The following is a 17056-nucleotide window of genomic DNA, read 5'->3' on the forward strand; positions in this document are numbered from 1 at the left end:
CGTAGCGCCAGCCCATCGAAATTGCGCAGAGAACACCCCACCTTGCCGCGCCAGCCCATCGACGCCGCGTAAAGAACGCCCCACCACATCGCGCCAACCCATCGACACCACGTAAAAAACGCCCTACCCGCCACGCCAGCGAGCCACCGCCCCCAGCCCTACCGACCAGAGCCTCCAGCCCCAATCCATGTCCACCCCCCGCCCCACCCACCCCGCCGCGCCCCCCAAGCCTCCCGGCCCCGGCCGCCCCAAAGACCTGGGCAAGCGCAACGCCATCCTCGAAGCGGCCAAGCGGCTGTTCCTGATCGAAGGCTTCGACGGCGTGAGCATGGATCAGATCGCGACCGAGGCCGGCGTCTCCAAACTCACCGTTTACAGCCATTTCGGCGACAAAGAGACCTTGTTCGGCGCCGCGGTGAAGGCCTATTGCGAGCAGCACCTGCCCTCGCCGTTGTTCGAACCGGCCCTGGCGACCCCGCTGCGCGAGCGCCTGATCGAGATCGCCACCGCCTTCTACGAGTTGATCAGCACGCCCGAGGCGATCCAGATCCACCGCCTGCTGTGCTCCCCGCAGATGGCCGACTCGCCGCTGTCGAAGATGTTCTGGGACGCCGGTCCGCAACGGCTGCACACCGAGTTCGCGGATTTGCTGCAACGTCGGGCCGAAACCGGCGAACTGGAGGTCGAGGACGCGTTGCGCGCCGCCAACCAGTTCTTCGCCCTGGTCAAGGGCGAGCCGCACGCGCTGCTGATGTTCGGCTGCGGCAGCACCGGCAAGAGCGAATTGAAGGCGCATATCGAGGCGTCGGTAACCATGTTCCTGCGCGCCTACGCCCGCCGCGAGGCCTGACTTTGCCGGGCCCTGGCAACGCGTCGGAATGAGCTAAGTAGGCACGGTGCCAGGAGTTCTGGTGACTTTCGGCACTAAGCCCCGCCGGTCCCGTGGTTAATTCTTTTTCTGCCGGGCAAGCGCGGTCCCGGTAGAATTCGCGGTTCCCGCGCACGATGAAGACCCCCCGATGATTACGATCGATTACGCCAAGTCACGTGAACTGATGGTCGAACAACAAGTTCGGCCCTGGGACGTGCTCGACCCGCGCGTGCTCGATGTACTGGCGCAATTGCCGCGCGAAGCCTTCGTGGCCGACGCGCACCGCAACCTGGCCTACACCGACCTGTCGCTGCCGCTGGCGCATGGCGAATTCATGATGAAGCCGGTGATGGAAGGCCGGACCCTGCAGTCGCTGGCGGTCGATCCGACCGACGACGTGCTGGAGATCGGCACCGGCAGCGGTTACCTGACCGCCTGCCTGGGCCGCCTGGCGCGCGAAGTGGTCAGCCTGGAAATCCATCCCGATCTGGCCGCGACCGCGCGCGAGCGCCTGGCCGCCCAGTCCGTCCTCAACGCCCAGGTCATCGAGGCCGACGCGCTGAACTACAGCACCGACCGCCGTTTCAACGCGATCTGCGTGACCGGCGCGGTGTCGCAGATTCCGCCGCAGTGGCTGCAGTGGCTGCAGCCGGGCGGCCGCCTGTTCGTGGTCCGCGGCCGCTCGCCGGCGATGGAAGGCGTGCTGCTGACCGGCGGCGAGCGCAACGAAGTCAACGCTTCGCGCATCCAGTCGTTGTTCGAAACCGATTTGCCGTATCTCCAAGGCGCCGCGCCCGCGCCCGCCTTCGAGTTCTGACCGACCTGTCAGTTATCCGTCAGCCCTTCGTAAGAGCCCGCGTGCCAGCATGCGGGTTCTCAAAAACAAGCAAGTCCAAGGAAGCCGCATGATCCGCCGTCCGCTCGTTCTTGCCCTGGCTCTAACCCTGCTGCCGGCCATCGCGTCGGCCGAGGACCTGTTGCAGACCTACGAGGCGGCGCGCCAGGGCGATCCGGTGCTGTCGCAGGCCGAATCCAGCCGGTTGGACACGCGGGAAAACCGCATCCAGGCGCGCGCGCAGTTGTTGCCGTCGCTGAGCGGCGAAGCCCGGCTGACCCGCAGCCGCACCTTCGGCAAGAGCAGCGGCGCCAGCAGCGATCCCACCCTGCCCAGCCTGCCGTTCGGCACCAATATCGAAAGCAACAGCACGCAGCGCAACTACTCGCTCAACGCGAGCCAGATGATCTACAACCGCGCGGCGATCAAGGGCCTGCAGAGCCAGAACGCGCTCAGCGAGGCCAGCGATTTCACCCTGGAGTCGGCCAACCAGGAGCTGATCACGCGCACCTCGCAGACCTACTTCAACGTGCTGGTCGCGCTGGAGAACCTGGCCGCGGCGGAAGCGGCGGAAACCGCGCTGCAGAAGCAGTTCGACTACACCTCCAAGCGTCTGGAAGTCGGCCTGGCGCCGATCACCGACGTGCACGAAGCGCGCGCCCAGTACGACGATGCGCGCGCGCGCACCATCATCAGCCGCAACACGGTCGAAGACTCGTATCAGGCGCTGAGCCAGATCACCGGACAGCCGGTGCGTTCGCTCAAGGCGTTGCCGGCGGACTTCAAGCCGGCCCTGCCCGAAGCGCAGAACATGGACACCTGGGTCAACAACGCGATCCAGAACAATCCCTCGCTGCGCGCGCAGGAACTGGCGGTGCGTTCGTCCGAGATCAACGTGGAAACCGCGCGCGCCGGGCACTGGCCGACCCTGAGCCTGGGCGCCAGCTACGGCGACAGCGCGACCTGGGGCGACACCACCGCCCAGGGCATCACCGAAGACAATCGCAGCAGCGGCAGCCGCGGCCCGAGCGTCGGCCTGACCTTGTCGGTGCCGCTGTACTCCGGCGGCGCGGTGCAGTCGGGCGTGCGTCAGGCGCTGGCCCGCCGCGACTCCGCGCAGGACGAGTTTGAACGGCAGAAGCGTTTGCTGGTGCGCAACACCCGCAACGCGTATCAGGTCCTGGTCGCCGGCATCAGCGAAGTCGAAGCGCGCCGTCTGGCCGTGGTTTCGGCGCAGGCCGCGTACGACGCTTCGCAGGTCGGCCTGGAAGTCGGCACCCGCACCGTGCTGGATGTGTTGAACAACCAGCGCACCTTGCTGCAGGCGCAGCAGGCCTATGCGCAGTCCAAGTACAACTTCCTGCAGAACCGCCTGCTGCTGGAGCAATCGGCCGGTTCGCTGGACGTCGCCGATGTGCAGGACATCAACCGCTTGCTGACCGCCGACGCCGCCACCAATCTAGCGCCGCCGCCGGCTACGGTGCAGTGATCGCGTAGCGACAGGCGCGATTTGCGAGATAAAAAAACCGCCGGCTTGTCCGGCGGTTTTTCTTTGTCCGGGCAGCTGCGCTGCGGGCTCCCGCCCCACTTGCGTTGCCCCCCTTGAATACACACCCCAGCTGTTCCCCCCTTTGAAAAAGGGGGGTAGGGGGGATTCGCTTTTGGCGCTTTCCCGAAACAGCAACAGCGAATCCCCCCTGCCCCCCTTTTTCAAAGGGGGGAACAACTTGGGCTTCATGCAGATGCATGCAGATGCATGCAGGCGCATGTAGACGTCCTGTTGTTGTTACAACTCCCGAGCCGGCAACGACGGCTGCAACAACGCCATCGTCCGCGCCAACGCGCCACGGCCCAGTTCGACCAGCGCGCGGCCGGCATCGATCATCTGCGCACGCTCGATCGGATCGGCGAGCAAGCGCTCGACCGCCGCCTCCACCGCCTCGGCGTCCTGGCCGATGCGCAAGGCGCCGGCGTCTTCCAGCCGCTGCGCGATCTCGACGAAGTTGTGCAGATGCGGCCCGGTGACGATCGGCGTGCCCGTCGCCGCCGGCTCGAGCAGATTGTGCCCGCCGATCGCCTGCAAGCTGCCGCCGACGAAAGCGACATCGGCGCAGGCGTAGAAACTCATCAGCTCGCCCAGCGTGTCGATCACGAATACATCGTCGCCCGGCTGCGGCCAGCGCGCGCGCGAACGCGTGGACACCTGCCAGCCGGCGCTGCGCGCGTTCTCGGCCACCACCCGGAAACGCTCGGGATGGCGCGGCGCCCACAACAGCAGCAGGCCGGGGAAACGCTCGCGCAGGCGCCGGTGCATGGCCACGGTCGCGGCTTCTTCGTCCTCGTGCGTGCTCGCGGCGATCCACACCGGCCGCTCGCCGGTATGCCGGTGGCATTCCAGGGCGAACTCCTCCAGCGCATCGGGCACGCTGACGTCGAACTTCAGATTGCCGGTCTGGATCACCTGCTCCGGGCTCGCGCCGAGCTGGATGAAACGCTCGCCGTCGGCGCGCGACTGCGCCGCGACCGCGCGCACCGTGCGCAGCGCGCGGCTCACCAGCGGCGCCAGCGCGCGGTAACCGCGCAGCGAGCGCTCCGACAGCCGCGCGTTGAGGATGTAGGCCGGAATGCCGCGATCGCGGCAGCCGAACAACAGGTTCGGCCACAACTCGGTTTCCATGATCAGCGCCGCGCACGGCTTGTGATGGCGCAGGAAGCGGCCGACCGCGCCGGGCAGATCGTAGGGCAGATAGACGTGCTCGACCGAGTCGCCCCAGGCCGAGCGCGCGCGATCGGACCCCGTCGGGGTGATCGTGGTGACCAGCAGGCGCAGGTCCGGGCGGCCGCGGCGCAAGGCGTTGACCAGCGGAATGGCGGCGTTGACCTCGCCGACCGAGACCGCGTGCAGCCACAAAGTGCGCGTCTGTGCCGGGCCGCGGTAGATCGCATAGCGCTCCAGCCAGCGCTGGAAGTACGCCGGCTGGCGAAAACCGCGCCAGATCAGGTGATACACCGTGACCGGCGCCAACAGATACAGCGCGACCGAATACAGGCCGCGCAACAGGCGCTCGATCAAATCCTTCCGCATGCGGTAAGGATAAGGGCTGCGGCGGTGATTCGCAGGTGGAGACGGTGTGGAACGAGACCGGAACACCGATGCCATGCCGATCCACGTCCCTTTCGATCCCGCCCACGCGGCCATTCACGCGCTCACCGCATAAACTATCGGCATGGCCGAACCCGCCCTGCCTCCGCGTCCTTCCCTGCTGTCGCCGCGCCTGTGGCCGATGTGGCTGGCGCTGGCCGGCATGTGCGCCGGCGCGCGCCTGCCGTGGGCGCTGCAGCGCCTGATCGGCGGCTGGATCGGCGCCTTCGCGCTGCGCGCGGCGAGCGAACGCCGGCGCGCGGCGCGGATCAACCTGAAGCTGTGCTTCCCGGAAAAGACCGAAGCCGAGCGCGAACAACTGCTGCGCGAGAGCTTCCGCGACCTGGGCGTGGGCTTCTTCGAATTCGCCCGCGCCTGGTGGGGCGAGGTCGCGCCGATGCGGCGCACGGTGCGGATCGAAGGCCTGGAGCTGCTCGACGAGGTGCGCGCGGCCGGGCGCGGCGTGCTGATGATCTCCGGCCATTTCATGACCCTGGAGATGTGCGGCCGGCTGATGTGCGATCACCTGCCGCTGGCCGGCATGTACCGCAAGCACCGCAATCCGGTGATGGAATGGGCGGTCAAGCGCGGCCGCCTGCGCTATGCGGCGGCGATGTTCACCAACGAAGAAATCCGCCCGGCGATGCGCCACCTCAAGCAGGGCGGTTTCCTGTGGTACGCGCCCGATCAGGACATGCGCGGCAAGGACACCGTGTTCGCGCCGTTCTTCGGCGTGCCGGCGGCGACGATCACCGCCACTCATCAGTTCGCGCGGCTCAGCGGCTGCGCGGTGGTGCCGTTCTTCCATCGCCGCGAAGGCGCCGACTACATCCTGCGCGTCGGCGCGCCGCTGGCGGAGTTCCCGTCCAGCGACGCTACCCACGACAGCGGCCGCGTCAACGCCCAGATCGAGAGCATGGTGCGGCAGGCGCCGAGCCAGTACCTGTGGATCCACCGCCGCTTCAAGCGCCGCCCGCCGGGGATGGTCTCGCCGTACAAGCGCCAGCCCTGAGGCGGCAAGCGAGCGCGCTCGCGCCGCGTGTCGCGCTTAGCGGCTGTCGATGCGGGTGCCGTCCAGCGGCGGCTGCGCCAGCAAACTGCCGGCGTACAAGGCCGCGAGCAGCAAGGTCAGCCCGCCCCAGAAGGTCGAATAGAAGGCCAGGTGGGTGTTGAACGGAAACACCGTCACCAGCAAGGCCAGCATCGCCGGCCGCGCGCGTTCGCGCGCCGCGCCGTCGGCGAAAGTCCACGCGCGCCAGGCCAGGGCCGCGCCGGCCAGCCACATCAGCAGGCCGAACGCGCCGGTTTCGCTGAGCACTTCCAGTATCAGCTGATGCGCGTGCAAGGCCGGGCCGTAACCCCAGGAGGTGACCACGCCCGGCTGCGGATCGCAGGCCGGGAAGGCTTCGCGGAAACCGCGCGCGCCCACGCCGTTGATGGGATGTTCGGCGACCATGCACAGCGCCGCGCGCCAGATCCGCGTGCGTCCCGACAGCGCGGTGTCCACGCCGATCAGATCGGTGCTGACGATATGCGAGGTGCGCTGCAGGCGGTCGTGCACCTGGGTCGAGGTGAAGTTCAGCACCACCAGCGCCAGCAGGCCCGAGGCGAACAACGCCGACAGCCGCTTCCAGCCCAGCAGGCGCCAGCCAGACAGCAGCAGCACCAGGGCGAAGGTGATCCACGACGCGCGCGAACCGGCCAGCACCACCACGATTCCGACCGCCGCGCTCGCCACCAGCCAGCCGCCCACGCCGTAGCGGCGCGCGGCCGCGTACAGCACGAACGGCGAGAAGCTCGCGATCACCTGGCCGAGCTTGAGATTGCATGGCCCCAGGATGCCGCCGAGCCGGTCGACGCTGGCGATCTCGGCCTCGCTGCAAGTGGCGTGGCCGTTGAGCGCGTGCTTGAGCGAATCGATCAGGAAGAACAGCGGGCTGGTGCCGCTGATACCTTGCAGCAGCGCGTCCGCGGTCCAGATCGAGAGGATGATGGCCAGCCCGCCGAAGGTGGTGCGCCGTCCTTCTTTCGACGCGACCGCGGCCGCGACCAGCCACAGGAACGGCAGATAACGCAGGTCGACCGCCGCCTCGCGCAAGGCGCGGCCCGGATCGACCGCGTCGATCGCCGAAATCAGTTCGGGCAGCCAGTAGGCGGCGAACAGCACGCTGGTCAGCGCCCAGGCCGGATCGCTGAGCAGGCGCGCGCCGGTGTTGAAGCGCGCCAGCACCAGCTTCACCAGCATGGTGATCGCGCCCAGGCTCAGCGCGGTCTCGGCGATGCCCGGCGCGAACAGCAAGGCGACGTAGGCCAGCACCCACACCGGCGCCCAGCGCCAGCCGACGATCGCCGGCGGCGGTTCCGGCGGCGCGTGCGCGGTGGACGGCGGCAGACCGATCGGCTCGGCGGCGGCCGGGCCGGTGGGGTCAGTGGGCGTCGATGAGTTCGGCATATACGGCAAGCGTGGCCTCCTGCATCGCCCGCAGGGAAAACGCCATCGTATCCACTGCCGCGGGCGCTTGCGTTAGCAATTCGCAAGCCGCGCTTTGCGCGGCCTGCGCATCGAAGGGCTCGACCGCGCCGCGTGGCTGCAGCCGCGCCAGCAGTTCGCCGACGCCGCCGTGATTCCAGCCCAGCACCGGCCGCCCGCAGGCCAGCGCTTCGACCACGGTGCGGCCGAAGGCCTCGGGTTTGCGCGACAGCTGCACGACCAGATCGCTGGCGGCGTAGGCGCGCGCGATCGCGTCGGTCGGCGCGGTGAAGGCCACCGCGTCGGCGACGCCGAGGTGTTGCGCGAGTTGTTCCATTTCGCCGATGTACGCCTCACGCCCGCTTTCGCGCGCGCCCGGCAGCCACAGCCGCGCATCGCGGCCGCCGGCGCGCAGGTCGGCCAACAGTTGCAGGCCGTCGGCGTGGCCTTTCAGGCGCGTGCCGCGGCCGGGCAGCAGCAGCAGCGGGCCCTCGCCGGCCAACGCCGGATGCTGCGCCGCCGCCCACGCGCGCGCGTCGCGATCGGGCCACGGCGCGCGCGGGAACGCGAGCGTGTCGATGCCGCGCGGGATGATCCGCAGTTTGTCCGGCTCGGTGTCGGGATAGTGTTGGAGCACGTAGTCGCGCACGGTGCGCGAGACGCAGATCACGCGCTCGCCGCGGGTCATCACCGCGCTGTAGCGCGAGGGCGAATTCAGCCCGTGCACGGTGGTGACCAGGTGCGGCCGCGCCTGTTCGCTCATGCCGCGCCAGGCCAGCAGGCCGATCCAGGCCGGCAGGCGCGAGCGCGCATGGACCAGATCGACGCTCAGATCGGTCCATAAGCGGCGCAGCTTGAACGCGTGCAGCAAGGTGGACGGCGATTTGCGTCCGATCGGCAATTCGATGTGTTCCGCGCCGCTGGCCAGCAGTTTCGGCACCAGCCGGCCGCCGGCCGAGACCACGATGGCGCGATGGCCGCCGCGCACCAGCGCGTCGGCGACTTCCAGGGTGGACCGTTCGACGCCGCCCGATTCCAGCGCTGGCAGCAATTGCATGACCGTCAGCCGGCGGGTGTTCGTCGGCTCCGGCGATGACATGGCGTGCGCGTCAGGCGTCGATCAGGGTGAAGTGCGCGCCGCAGTACGGGCACAGGCATTCGCGCTCGGCCTCGATCGGCAGGTACACGCGCGGATGCGAGTTCCACAGCGCCATCGACGGCAGCGGGCAGCTCAGCGGCAGATCAGCGAGGGTGACGGTGTAGCGCTGGTCGGCGTTGGCCTGGGTGGGATGGGCGTTGGCTGCGGTGGTCATGGGGGACGACGGGTGGCGACGCGGGCGGGCAGTTTAACAGCGCGCGGGGGTGGGCCGGGTGTCGGGGGGCTAATGGGTGGATTTGGGCGGGTGGGGCAAGAGCGAAATCCCCCTCCCCCCCTTTTTCAAAGGGGGGAACAGTCGCTGTGTTCATGGGGTGCTGCCTCGATGACGAGCGCAACCAGCTACCGACTCCCGTTCCCGCCTTTGCCGTTCCCCCCTTTGAAAAAGGGGGGCAGGGGGGATTTCGCTCTTGCTCTCAGTCAACCCGCAGCCGGCAAATCGAACCAAAGCACATCGGCCGCCGAATCGCCCAGCCCGGTCAAGACCAACGGCGCGGACTCCTCCACGAACCCCAGCGCATCGCCCGCGTCCAGCACCTGCCCGTTGGCATCGATGCGCCCTTGCGCGACCTGCAGCCAATACATCCGCCGCGAATCCAGCGAACGCTCCGCCCGTGTGCCCTTGCCCAGCGCCAGCGAATGCAACGTGAGGTCCTGGCGAATCGGCACACCGCCATGAACCCCGTCGCGCGACGCGCGCAGCACGAACTCGCCGTCGCCGCCCTCGACCGCCGCCGGCTGCGCATACGCCGGCTGCGCGTTGAGCCGGTCGGGCTGCACCCAGATCTGCAGGAAATGCACCGGCTCGCTCGCCGATGCATTGAATTCGCTGTGCTCCACGCCGTGGCCGGCGCTCATCCACTGCAATTCGCCGGCGCCGATGGTGCCGCCTCCGCCGCTGCTGTCCTGGTGCGCCAGCGCGCCGCTGAGCACGTAGCTCAGGATTTCCATGTTGGCATGGCGGTGCGAAGCGAAGCCCGCGCCGGGATCGACGCGGTCTTCGTTGATCACGCGCAGGCAACCGAAGCCCATCCAGCCCGGATCGTAATAACCGCCGAAGGAAAACGTGTGGCGGCTGTCGAGCCAACCGGCCTGGACGCGGCCGCGGGCGATGGATGGGCGTTGGATGATCATGCGCGCGACAGTTTACCGATCAAACCGATCGCGCGGCTCAGGGCTTGGGCACGATCGCTTCGGTGGTGATGCGGATCTTGACCTCGTCGCTGACGTTGGGCGCGTACTTGCCGATGCCGAATTCGCTGCGCTTGAGCGTGGTGCTGGCGTCGAAGCCGGCGGCGGCGCGCTTGGCCATCGGCTGCTCGCCGATCTTGTTGATGTTCACCTCCAGCACCGCCGGCTTGGTCACGCCGTGCACGGTCAGATCGCCGGTGACCTTCAGCTTCTTGTCGCCGGCCGCTTCGACCTTGGTGCTCTTGAAGGTGATGGTCGGGAACTTGGCGGCGTCGAAGAAATCCGCGCTCTTGAGGTGCTCGTCGAAATCGCCCACGTGCGAATCCAGGCCGTCCAGCGGAATGGTCACTTCGACCTTGGACGCGGCCGGCTTGGCCGGATCGTAGGTGATGGTGCCGTCTACCTTGCCGAAATGCGCGATCGGGTTGGAGAAGCCGAAGTGGCTCCAGCTGGCCACCACGTCGGTGTGGTTCGGGTCGATCTTGTAGGTCAGGGCGGCGGCGCTGGCGGTGCCGGCGAAAGCCAGGCCCAGGGCGGCGGCGAGCAGGATGCGCTTCATGGTGGAGCTCCTCGGAAAGGGAATCAACGGTTGGATCGCGGGTTCGTGCTTGGAGTTCGTGCTTGGAACAATGCGAAACCACTATGGCGCAAGCCGGCGCGGGTCTGATTCGTCCGCGCCGGAAAACGTGCGGGCGCGCACGCCTCAGTCGATGCGCGCGGCCTCGTCGAACGGCAGGCGCGGCGAGCGCGGGAACAACTGGGCGTGATCGCCGGCGCCCAGGTTGATCAGGAAGTTCGACTTGATCTTGGTGCCGGCGAAGAAGGCTTCATCGACCTTGGCGTTGTCGAAACCCGACATCGGGCCGGTGTCCAGGCCCAGCGCGCGCGCGGCCAGGATCAGGTAGGCGCCCTGCAGGCTGCCGTTGCGGAAGGAGGTGATGTTGATCGAGGCCTCGTTGCCGGCGAACCAGCTGCGCGCGTCGTCGTGCGGGAACAGGTAGGGCAGCTTTTCGTAGAAATCCAGATCGTGCGCGACGATCGCGGTGACCGGCGCGGCCAGGGTCTTGGCCAGATTGCCCGCCGACAGGGCCGGCGCCAGCTTCTGCTTGGCCTGCTGCGACTTCACGAACACGAACCGCGCCGGCGAGCCGTTGGCGCTGGTCGGGCCCCACTTCGCCAGGTCGTAGAGCTGACGCAGCGTCTCGTCGCTGATCTCGCCGCCCAGGACGTTGTGGGTACGGGCAGTGCGGAACAGTTGATCGAGCGCTTCGTCGTTCAAGGCCTTGGACATCGTCTTCTCCATGGGGCTGCCAAGCTTGGCAAGGTGATCGGGAGACGGAAGTGTAGAGTCTCGATCCGACCGCAAGACCGTCACTCCCGGAACGGATTACCTGCACCCGTGCAACGAAACGGCTTTTCTGCGAAGACTGACTCCATTGCTGAAACCTGGCTGTTGACCGACGGCCATGCCGGCAATCAGCGCCAAGCCAGCGCACTGGCGCTGGCCCTGGGGCGTGCGGCGACCGATTGGTTCCTGAGCGCGCGCGCGCCGTGGCGCTGGGCCTCGCCGCGCCGGCTGCCCGGCGCCTTGAACGCGTTCGGCCCGGATTTCGTCCGCGCGCTCGGCGCCCGCCCGCGGCTGGCGATCGGCTGCGGCCGGCAGGCGGCGCTGGCGACCCGGCTGCTGCGCAGCGAGGCCTGCCGCAGCGTGCAGATCCTCGATCCGCGCATCGCCCCCCGCCACTGGGATCTGGTGATCGCGCCGGAACACGACGGCCTGCGCGGCGCCAACGTCGTCACCCTGCTCGGCAGCCTGCACCCGGTCGATGACCTGTGGCTGGCCGGCGCGCGCAAGACCTTCCCCGCCTTCGGCGCCCTGCCCGGCCCGCGCACCGCGTTGCTGCTGGGCGGGTCGAGCGCGCACGCCCACTTCGATCAGGCCGCCTTCGACGCGCTCGCCGAGCGCTTGCAGGCGCTGCTGGAACGCGAAGGCGGCAGCCTGCTGGCGACCACCTCGCGCCGCACCCCCGCGCCGATCCGCGCGCGCCTGCGCGAACGGCTGGCGCGATTGCCGCGGGTGTCGTGGTACGAACCCGGCGAAGGCACCAACCCCTACCCCGGCCTGCTCGGCTGGGCCGACCGCATCGTCTGCACCGCCGATTCGGTCAACATGCTGTCCGAAGCCGCCGCCACCCGCGTGCCGGTGTTCGCCTTCGGGATCGAGCGCGTGGACGGACGGCCGCGCCGTTTCCTCGACAGCCTGCTCAGCCTGGGCCGGGTGCGCGCGTTCGACCCGCAACTGTTGCCGTATCCGGTGACGCCGCTGCGCGAGACGGCGCGGGTGGCGTTGGAGGTGCGGCAGAGGTTGGGGTTGGAGGATTGAAGTTGCGCAAGCGCTTGCGGTGTTTCGCGTAATTATTTTCGCGTTTATCGCTGGCTTCGGTTGGGCTTCGCGTTGTCGAAGGTGCCGATGAAGCGCAACTGGTTGTAGAGCCGCCCGGGCTGTTCCTCGTGGAAGGTGCAGTGGTCGTAGAAGTACAGCGAGTTGCCTTCGTGAACGCCCAGCTCATGGCAGCGCGCGACGATCAGGCGATCGGTGTCGGCCGAGTAGGTGTCCACCTCCATCACCAACTCCTCGACCGGAACGATCTTGTTGCCGGCCGTGCCGTAGGCGATGAAGAAATCCGAATCGATGAAACCGCAGCCGAAATCGCGATGCGCCGGGCAACCGGAGTCTGGCTCTTCCATGCCGTCGGTGTAGCGATTGAATTCTTCCAGCGTCTGGGTGGAGGTGCCCATCCAGACCGATATCTTGCCGCGGGTGGTGTCGTCGATCATTGCGATTACCTGCGCTCCAAGTGAGCCGACACCGTCCGCTCGATATTTTTGCGTCGCCACGGATTCTTTTGTAGGAGGGGCTTCAGCCCCGATGCTCTTCTTTCAGATCGCCGGACCGGACCGAACAGCATCGGGGCTGAAGCCCCTCCCACAAGAGCATGCGCAGTCTTGCTGAAACAAGCGCGGCCCAGGAAAAAACTCACCCGATTCTTTCGCCGCCGCGAATTCTTTTGTAGGAGGGGCTTCAGCCCCGATGCTCTTCTTTCAGATCGCCGGACCGGATCGAACAGCATCGGGGCTGAAGCCCCTCCCACAAGAGCGTGCGCAGTCTTGCTGGAACAAGCGCGGCCCAGGAAAAAAACTCACCCGATTCTTTCGCCGCCGCGAATTCTTTTGTAGGAGGGGCTTCAGCCCCGATGCTTTTCTTTCAGATCGCCGGACCGGACCGAACAGCATCGGGGCTGAAGCCCCTCCCACAAGAGCATGCGCAATCTTGCTGGAACAAACGCGGCCCAGGAAAAAACTCACCCGATTCTTTCGCCGCCGCGAATTCTTTTGTAGGAGGGGCTTCAGCCCCGATGCTCTTCTTTCAGATCGCCGGACCGGATCGAACAGCATCGGGGCTGAAGCCCCTCCCACAAGAGCACGCGCAGTCTTGCTGGAACAAGCGCGGCCCAGGAAAAAAACTCACCCGATTCTTTCGCCGCCGCGGATTCTTTTGTAGGAGGGGCTTCAGCCCCGATGCTCTTCTTTCAGATCGCCGGACCGGACCGAACAGCATCGGGGCTGAAGCCCCTCCCACAAGAGCGCCAACTAGGCCGGCCGCAACCCATGCTCGCGCATCGCCGCCAGAATCGCGCTGCGCGCCGTGGCGATCGCCTCGGTCTCGACCACCCGCCGCGGCCGCCGGTCCAGCGTGCATTCCAGCCCCGCCGCCAACAGCGCCGAATGCGCCCGGCCCAGCGCATCGGCCTGCGCGTCCGGCAGCGCCGCCGCATCGCGCGCAGCGGCGATCAGGCCGGGCGTGTCGCGCGGCGACAGCAACGCCGGCGCCTGCGCCGAATCGCGCAGCACCAGGTACTGCAACAGAAATTCCAGATCGACCAGACCGCCCTCGCCCTGCTTGAGGTCGAAGTAAGCCGCGTCGCTGCGATCGAGTTCGGCCTGCATGCGCGCGCGCATGGCCGCGACATCGCCGCGCAGTTTGACGGCGTCGCGCATCCGCGCCAGAGTGCGCGCGCGCACGGCGTCGAACTTCCCGCGCAGGTCGGCGTCTCCGGCGACGAAACGCGCACGCACCAGGGCCTGATGTTCCCAAGTCCAGGCGCGTTCGTACTGGTACTCGCTGAAGCTCGCCAGCGACGACACCAGCAAGCCCTTCGCGCCGTCCGGCCGCAGCCGCACGTCGACATCGAACAAACGCCCGGCCGCGGTCACCGCGCCGAGCAAGGCGACGATCTTCTGCGCCAGCCGCGCGAACCAGCGCGGCGCGTCCAGCGGCCGCGCGCCGTCGGACGCCGCACCGCCTTCGACCGCGGGCGCGTCGTACAGGAACACCAGATCCAGATCGGACCCGAAGCCCAGTTCCTCGCCGCCCAGGCTGCCGTAGCCGAGCACGGCGAAGCGCGCATCCGGCACCCGTCCGTGCGCGGCGGCGACTTCCTGCTCGGCCATCGCCAACACCCGCACGACCACGCCGTCGGCCAGCCACGCCAACTGGCGCGCGCTGTCTTCGGCCGACTGGCGGCCGTCGCGCAAGGCCATCGCGATGCGGAAGCTCAGCGATTGGCGCACCTCGTTGAGCGCCTGCAGGCTGGCCTCGGTATCGTCGCCGCCGTCGAGTTCGGCGCAGGCCGCCAGCAATTCCTCGCGATCGGGCAAGGGGCCGACCACGCGCGCATCGAGCAATTCATCCAGCAGCAACGGATGCGAGGCCAGGCGCTCGGCCAGCAACGCGCTGCGCGAGACCACTTCGATCAACCGCGACAACGCCGCCGGTTGTTCGTCCAGCAAGGCCAGATAGGCGCTGCGCCGCAAGACGTTGTGCAGCAAGGCGAGCAGACGCTTGAGCGCGAGCATCGGCTGCGACGAGGCCGCCGCGCCCTGCAGCAGCGCCGGCAACACCCGGTCCAGGCGCGCGCGCACCGCATCGGACAGGCCGCGCACGCCGGGACTGCGGGCGAAATCGCGCAGCGCGGCGTCGGCATCGGCGGCCGCTTCGAAGCCGGCGTCGGCCAGCGTGTCGGCGTCGCCGGCTTCGGGCAGCGCGCGCCAGTACGCGGTCAGTGCATCGGGCGCGGCGCGGCGGCGGCGTGGCGCGAGCAGGGCTTCGAATTCGGCGGTGATGCGTTCGCGGCGGCGTTCGAGTTCGACCCGCAGCGCTGCCCAGTCGGCATACGCCAGGCCGCTGGCGATGCGCGCGCGATCGGCGTCGCCGCCGGGCAAGGCGTGGGTCTGCGCGTCGCGCAGCATCTGCAGGCGGTTTTCCAACTGGCGCAGATAGCGGTAATCGTCGGCCAGATGCTCGCCGGCTTCTTCGCCGATCTGCCGTTGCGCGACCAGTTCGCGCAACGCCGGCAGTAACCGCCTGCCACGCAGTTCGGCCTCGCGGCCGCCGCGAATCAGCTGCAGGGCCTGGACCAGGAATTCGATCTCGCGAATCCCGCCGGGCCCGCGCTTGATGTCGTCGGCCAGTTCCTTGCGCGCGACCTCGGCGCTGATCGCCGCCTTCATCGAACGCAAGCCGTCGAGCGCGCCGAAATCCAGATAACGGCGATACACGAACGGACGCAAGGCTTCCAGGAACCGCTCGCCGGCGTCGATGTCGCCGGCCACCGGCCGCGCCTTCTGCCAGGCGTAGCGTTCCCAATCGCGGCCTTCGCGCTGGAAGTACTGCTCCATCGCCGCGAACGACCACGCCACCCGGCCGGCGTTGCCGTACGGGCGCAGGCGCAGATCGACGCGATGGCAGAAGCCTTCCGCGGTGATTTCATCGAGCAGGTGCGCCAGTTGCTGACCGAGCTTGGCGAAATAGGTTTCCGCGTCGAGCGCGCGCGCCGGATCGCGGCCGTCGAATTGAGTGCTGCCGTCGTGTTCGTAGGCGTAGACCAGATCGACGTCGGAGCTGAAGTTGAGTTCGGCGCCGCCGAGCTTGCCCAGGCCGAACACGACCAGCCGCACGCGCTCGCCGTCGGCGCTGCGCACCGCGCCGTGGCGCTGTTCGAATTCGTTCTCCAGCGCATGCAGCGCGGTCTGCAGGCAGACCTCGGCCAGGTGCGTGCTGCCTTCGAGCGTGTCCTCGACGCTGTCCAGGCCCAGCACATCGCGCCAGATCAGTCGCGTCGAACCGGCGCTGCGGTAACGGCGCAGGCGCGTGCCCCAATCGCTGCGGTGTTCGGTGTCGAGGATCGGCGGCGGCGCGGGCGTTGCGCCGTCGTCCGCGGCGAGCGCCAGCAACACTTCGGGTTGGCGCACCAGGGTGTCGATGGCGAAATCGCTGACCACGGCGACGCGCACGAGCCGCGCGCGCAGGGACGGCTCATCGAGCGCGGCCTGCGCCTGCGGCGAGGCCGCGCGCAGCCGCATGATGGCGCGTTCGGCCAGCGCGGATTCGAGCGCGCCGGGATCGGCGGAAGGATTCGAGGGCGCGGATACGGACATGCGCGGATGATCGCATGTCGGTGCTTGTCGTCGGTGGCGCGCTGATGCGGCGGCGGTGTAGTGACTACGCGAGCTGCGGCCGTGATGACCGAGCTGCAGCGAAACTTTCGACGTAACTGCTATGCCGCAGCCCCGGCTCGCGCCGCTCTTGGGGCCGTTGGAAAAAGCAGGTTCGTCATTCCCGCGAAGGCGGGTTCCGCTTTACTTCGGCGGAGCCGAACATCCCGAGCCTTTAGCGTCATCCCTCAAGACCGTCATTCCCGCGAAGGCGGGAATCCAGTGCCTTTCGTGCGAGAACGTTTGAAGTCTCTGGATTCCCGCCTTCGCGGGAATGACGAGCAAAAAACGCAGAGGCTCCACACCCTGAGCAGAGGCTTGAACGGACTCTTACCGTCGCTTCGACTGCGCGCCGCGCAGCGGCATACGGGACTTGCGAAGCCCCGAAATCAATCGCCCAAGCCTGAAAATAAAAAAGCCCGCTTCCGGTAGAACCGGTAGCGGGCTTTGCTCCCTCCCCCACGTCGGGATGCGGGGCGATCGTGAAGGAACCGTTATCCCCTTTGCACGCTGCACTGCAAAACAGAACTTGCCGGTTCATTTGAAACGCTCGCAACCACCCCCGGCGGCTTATGCCAAAAGCTAATAACGCCAAGGGTGTTACCGATGCCATCGAAATCCGCGCTGTGACCCTGCACGGATCGAGGCGACCGCGGGCGAGAAAACTGAATAGGGAAAGGGGGTGACCATTTGCGCCAAGCGCTTCGGTTCCGCAACGCCTTCGGGCGGCCGGATTGGCCTCGCCCGGCCGTGACTGTCGTTACTTGGCTAGCCGGCGCCGCGCCGCACCCGGTTCCGACACGATCGACAGCGCAAGGATCAGTTCCATGCCCCAC

General features: G+C 67.9%; 14 protein-coding genes. 5 read left to right on the forward strand and 9 right to left on the reverse strand.

The window, feature by feature from the left end; all coding sequences use genetic code 11:
- Positions 1-187 precede the first annotated feature (187 nt).
- From J7J50_RS08525 to J7J50_RS08535, 3 genes are all read left to right on the forward strand, one after another.
- Complete coding sequence (locus J7J50_RS08525) at positions 188-850, forward strand: TetR/AcrR family transcriptional regulator (RefSeq protein ID WP_215055673.1); 663 nt, start codon at positions 188-190, stop codon at positions 848-850.
- 172 nt (positions 851-1022) lie between these two features.
- Entirely contained in the window at positions 1023-1688 is a 666-nt protein-coding gene (locus J7J50_RS08530) for a protein-L-isoaspartate O-methyltransferase (RefSeq protein ID WP_215055753.1), read from the forward strand.
- An 88-nt stretch (positions 1689-1776) separates the two neighbouring features.
- Positions 1777-3195: a TolC family outer membrane protein gene (locus J7J50_RS08535; RefSeq protein WP_215055674.1), complete on the forward strand. Its 1419-nt coding sequence runs from the start codon at positions 1777-1779 to the stop codon at positions 3193-3195.
- Positions 3196-3492: 297 nt separating this feature from the next.
- Here J7J50_RS08535 and waaA read toward each other — a convergent pair whose 3' ends face one another.
- Complete coding sequence (gene waaA / locus J7J50_RS08540) at positions 3493-4791, reverse strand: lipid IV(A) 3-deoxy-D-manno-octulosonic acid transferase (RefSeq protein ID WP_215055675.1); 1299 nt, start codon at positions 4789-4791, stop codon at positions 3493-3495.
- A gap of 142 nt (positions 4792-4933) precedes the next feature.
- Between waaA and lpxL the strand changes: the two genes are divergently transcribed.
- Complete coding sequence (lpxL, locus tag J7J50_RS08545; protein ID WP_215055676.1) at positions 4934-5860, forward strand: LpxL/LpxP family Kdo(2)-lipid IV(A) lauroyl/palmitoleoyl acyltransferase; 927 nt, start codon at positions 4934-4936, stop codon at positions 5858-5860.
- 36 nt (positions 5861-5896) lie between these two features.
- On the opposite strand, the gene J7J50_RS08550 is transcribed toward lpxL, so the two are convergent.
- The 6 genes from J7J50_RS08550 to J7J50_RS08575 all read right to left on the reverse strand — a co-directional run bounded on the left by J7J50_RS08550 (position 5897) and on the right by J7J50_RS08575 (position 10956).
- Positions 5897-7309 (reverse strand): O-antigen ligase, encoded by a 1413-nt coding sequence (locus J7J50_RS08550; protein ID WP_251043993.1) that lies wholly within the window; start codon positions 7307-7309, stop codon positions 5897-5899.
- The gene (locus tag J7J50_RS08555) at positions 7275-8417 is read right to left on the reverse strand and encodes a glycosyltransferase family 4 protein (protein WP_215055677.1); all 1143 of its coding nucleotides are present in this window, start codon (positions 8415-8417) and stop codon (positions 7275-7277) included. Before J7J50_RS08555 ends, J7J50_RS08550 begins: the two co-directional genes overlap by 35 nt.
- A gap of 10 nt (positions 8418-8427) precedes the next feature.
- Positions 8428-8631, reverse strand: coding sequence for a zinc-finger domain-containing protein (locus tag J7J50_RS08560; protein ID WP_057941667.1), 204 nt, complete (start codon positions 8629-8631; stop codon positions 8428-8430).
- Between the two features lie 263 nt (positions 8632-8894).
- On the reverse strand, positions 8895-9608 hold the full coding sequence (locus tag J7J50_RS08565) for a pirin family protein (RefSeq protein WP_215055678.1): 714 nt from the start codon (positions 9606-9608) through the stop codon (positions 8895-8897).
- 37 nt (positions 9609-9645) lie between these two features.
- Positions 9646-10224, reverse strand: a complete 579-nt coding sequence (locus J7J50_RS08570; protein WP_215055679.1) for a YceI family protein — start codon at positions 10222-10224, stop codon at positions 9646-9648.
- Between the two features lie 144 nt (positions 10225-10368).
- Entirely contained in the window at positions 10369-10956 is a 588-nt protein-coding gene (locus tag J7J50_RS08575) for a malonic semialdehyde reductase (RefSeq protein WP_215055680.1), read from the reverse strand.
- 144 nt (positions 10957-11100) lie between these two features.
- Between J7J50_RS08575 and J7J50_RS08580 the strand changes: the two genes are divergently transcribed.
- Positions 11101-12048 carry a mitochondrial fission ELM1 family protein gene (locus J7J50_RS08580; RefSeq protein WP_215055755.1) on the forward strand — a complete coding sequence of 316 codons (948 nt, stop codon included), beginning with the start codon at positions 11101-11103 and terminating at the stop codon, positions 12046-12048.
- 44 nt (positions 12049-12092) lie between these two features.
- Here the strand turns inward: J7J50_RS08580 and J7J50_RS08585 are convergent, their stop codons facing one another.
- A complete protein-coding gene (locus tag J7J50_RS08585) occupies positions 12093-12503 on the reverse strand; it encodes an immunity 22 family protein (RefSeq protein ID WP_215055681.1) in 411 nt (136 codons plus the stop codon).
- Between the two features lie 813 nt (positions 12504-13316).
- The gene (gene glnE / locus J7J50_RS08590; protein WP_215055682.1) at positions 13317-16163 is read right to left on the reverse strand and encodes a bifunctional [glutamate--ammonia ligase]-adenylyl-L-tyrosine phosphorylase/[glutamate--ammonia-ligase] adenylyltransferase; all 2847 of its coding nucleotides are present in this window, start codon (positions 16161-16163) and stop codon (positions 13317-13319) included.
- Positions 16164-17056 lie beyond the last annotated feature (893 nt).

The organism is Lysobacter sp. ISL-50, assembly GCF_018612875.1.
Taxonomy (GTDB): domain Bacteria; phylum Pseudomonadota; class Gammaproteobacteria; order Xanthomonadales; family Xanthomonadaceae; genus Lysobacter.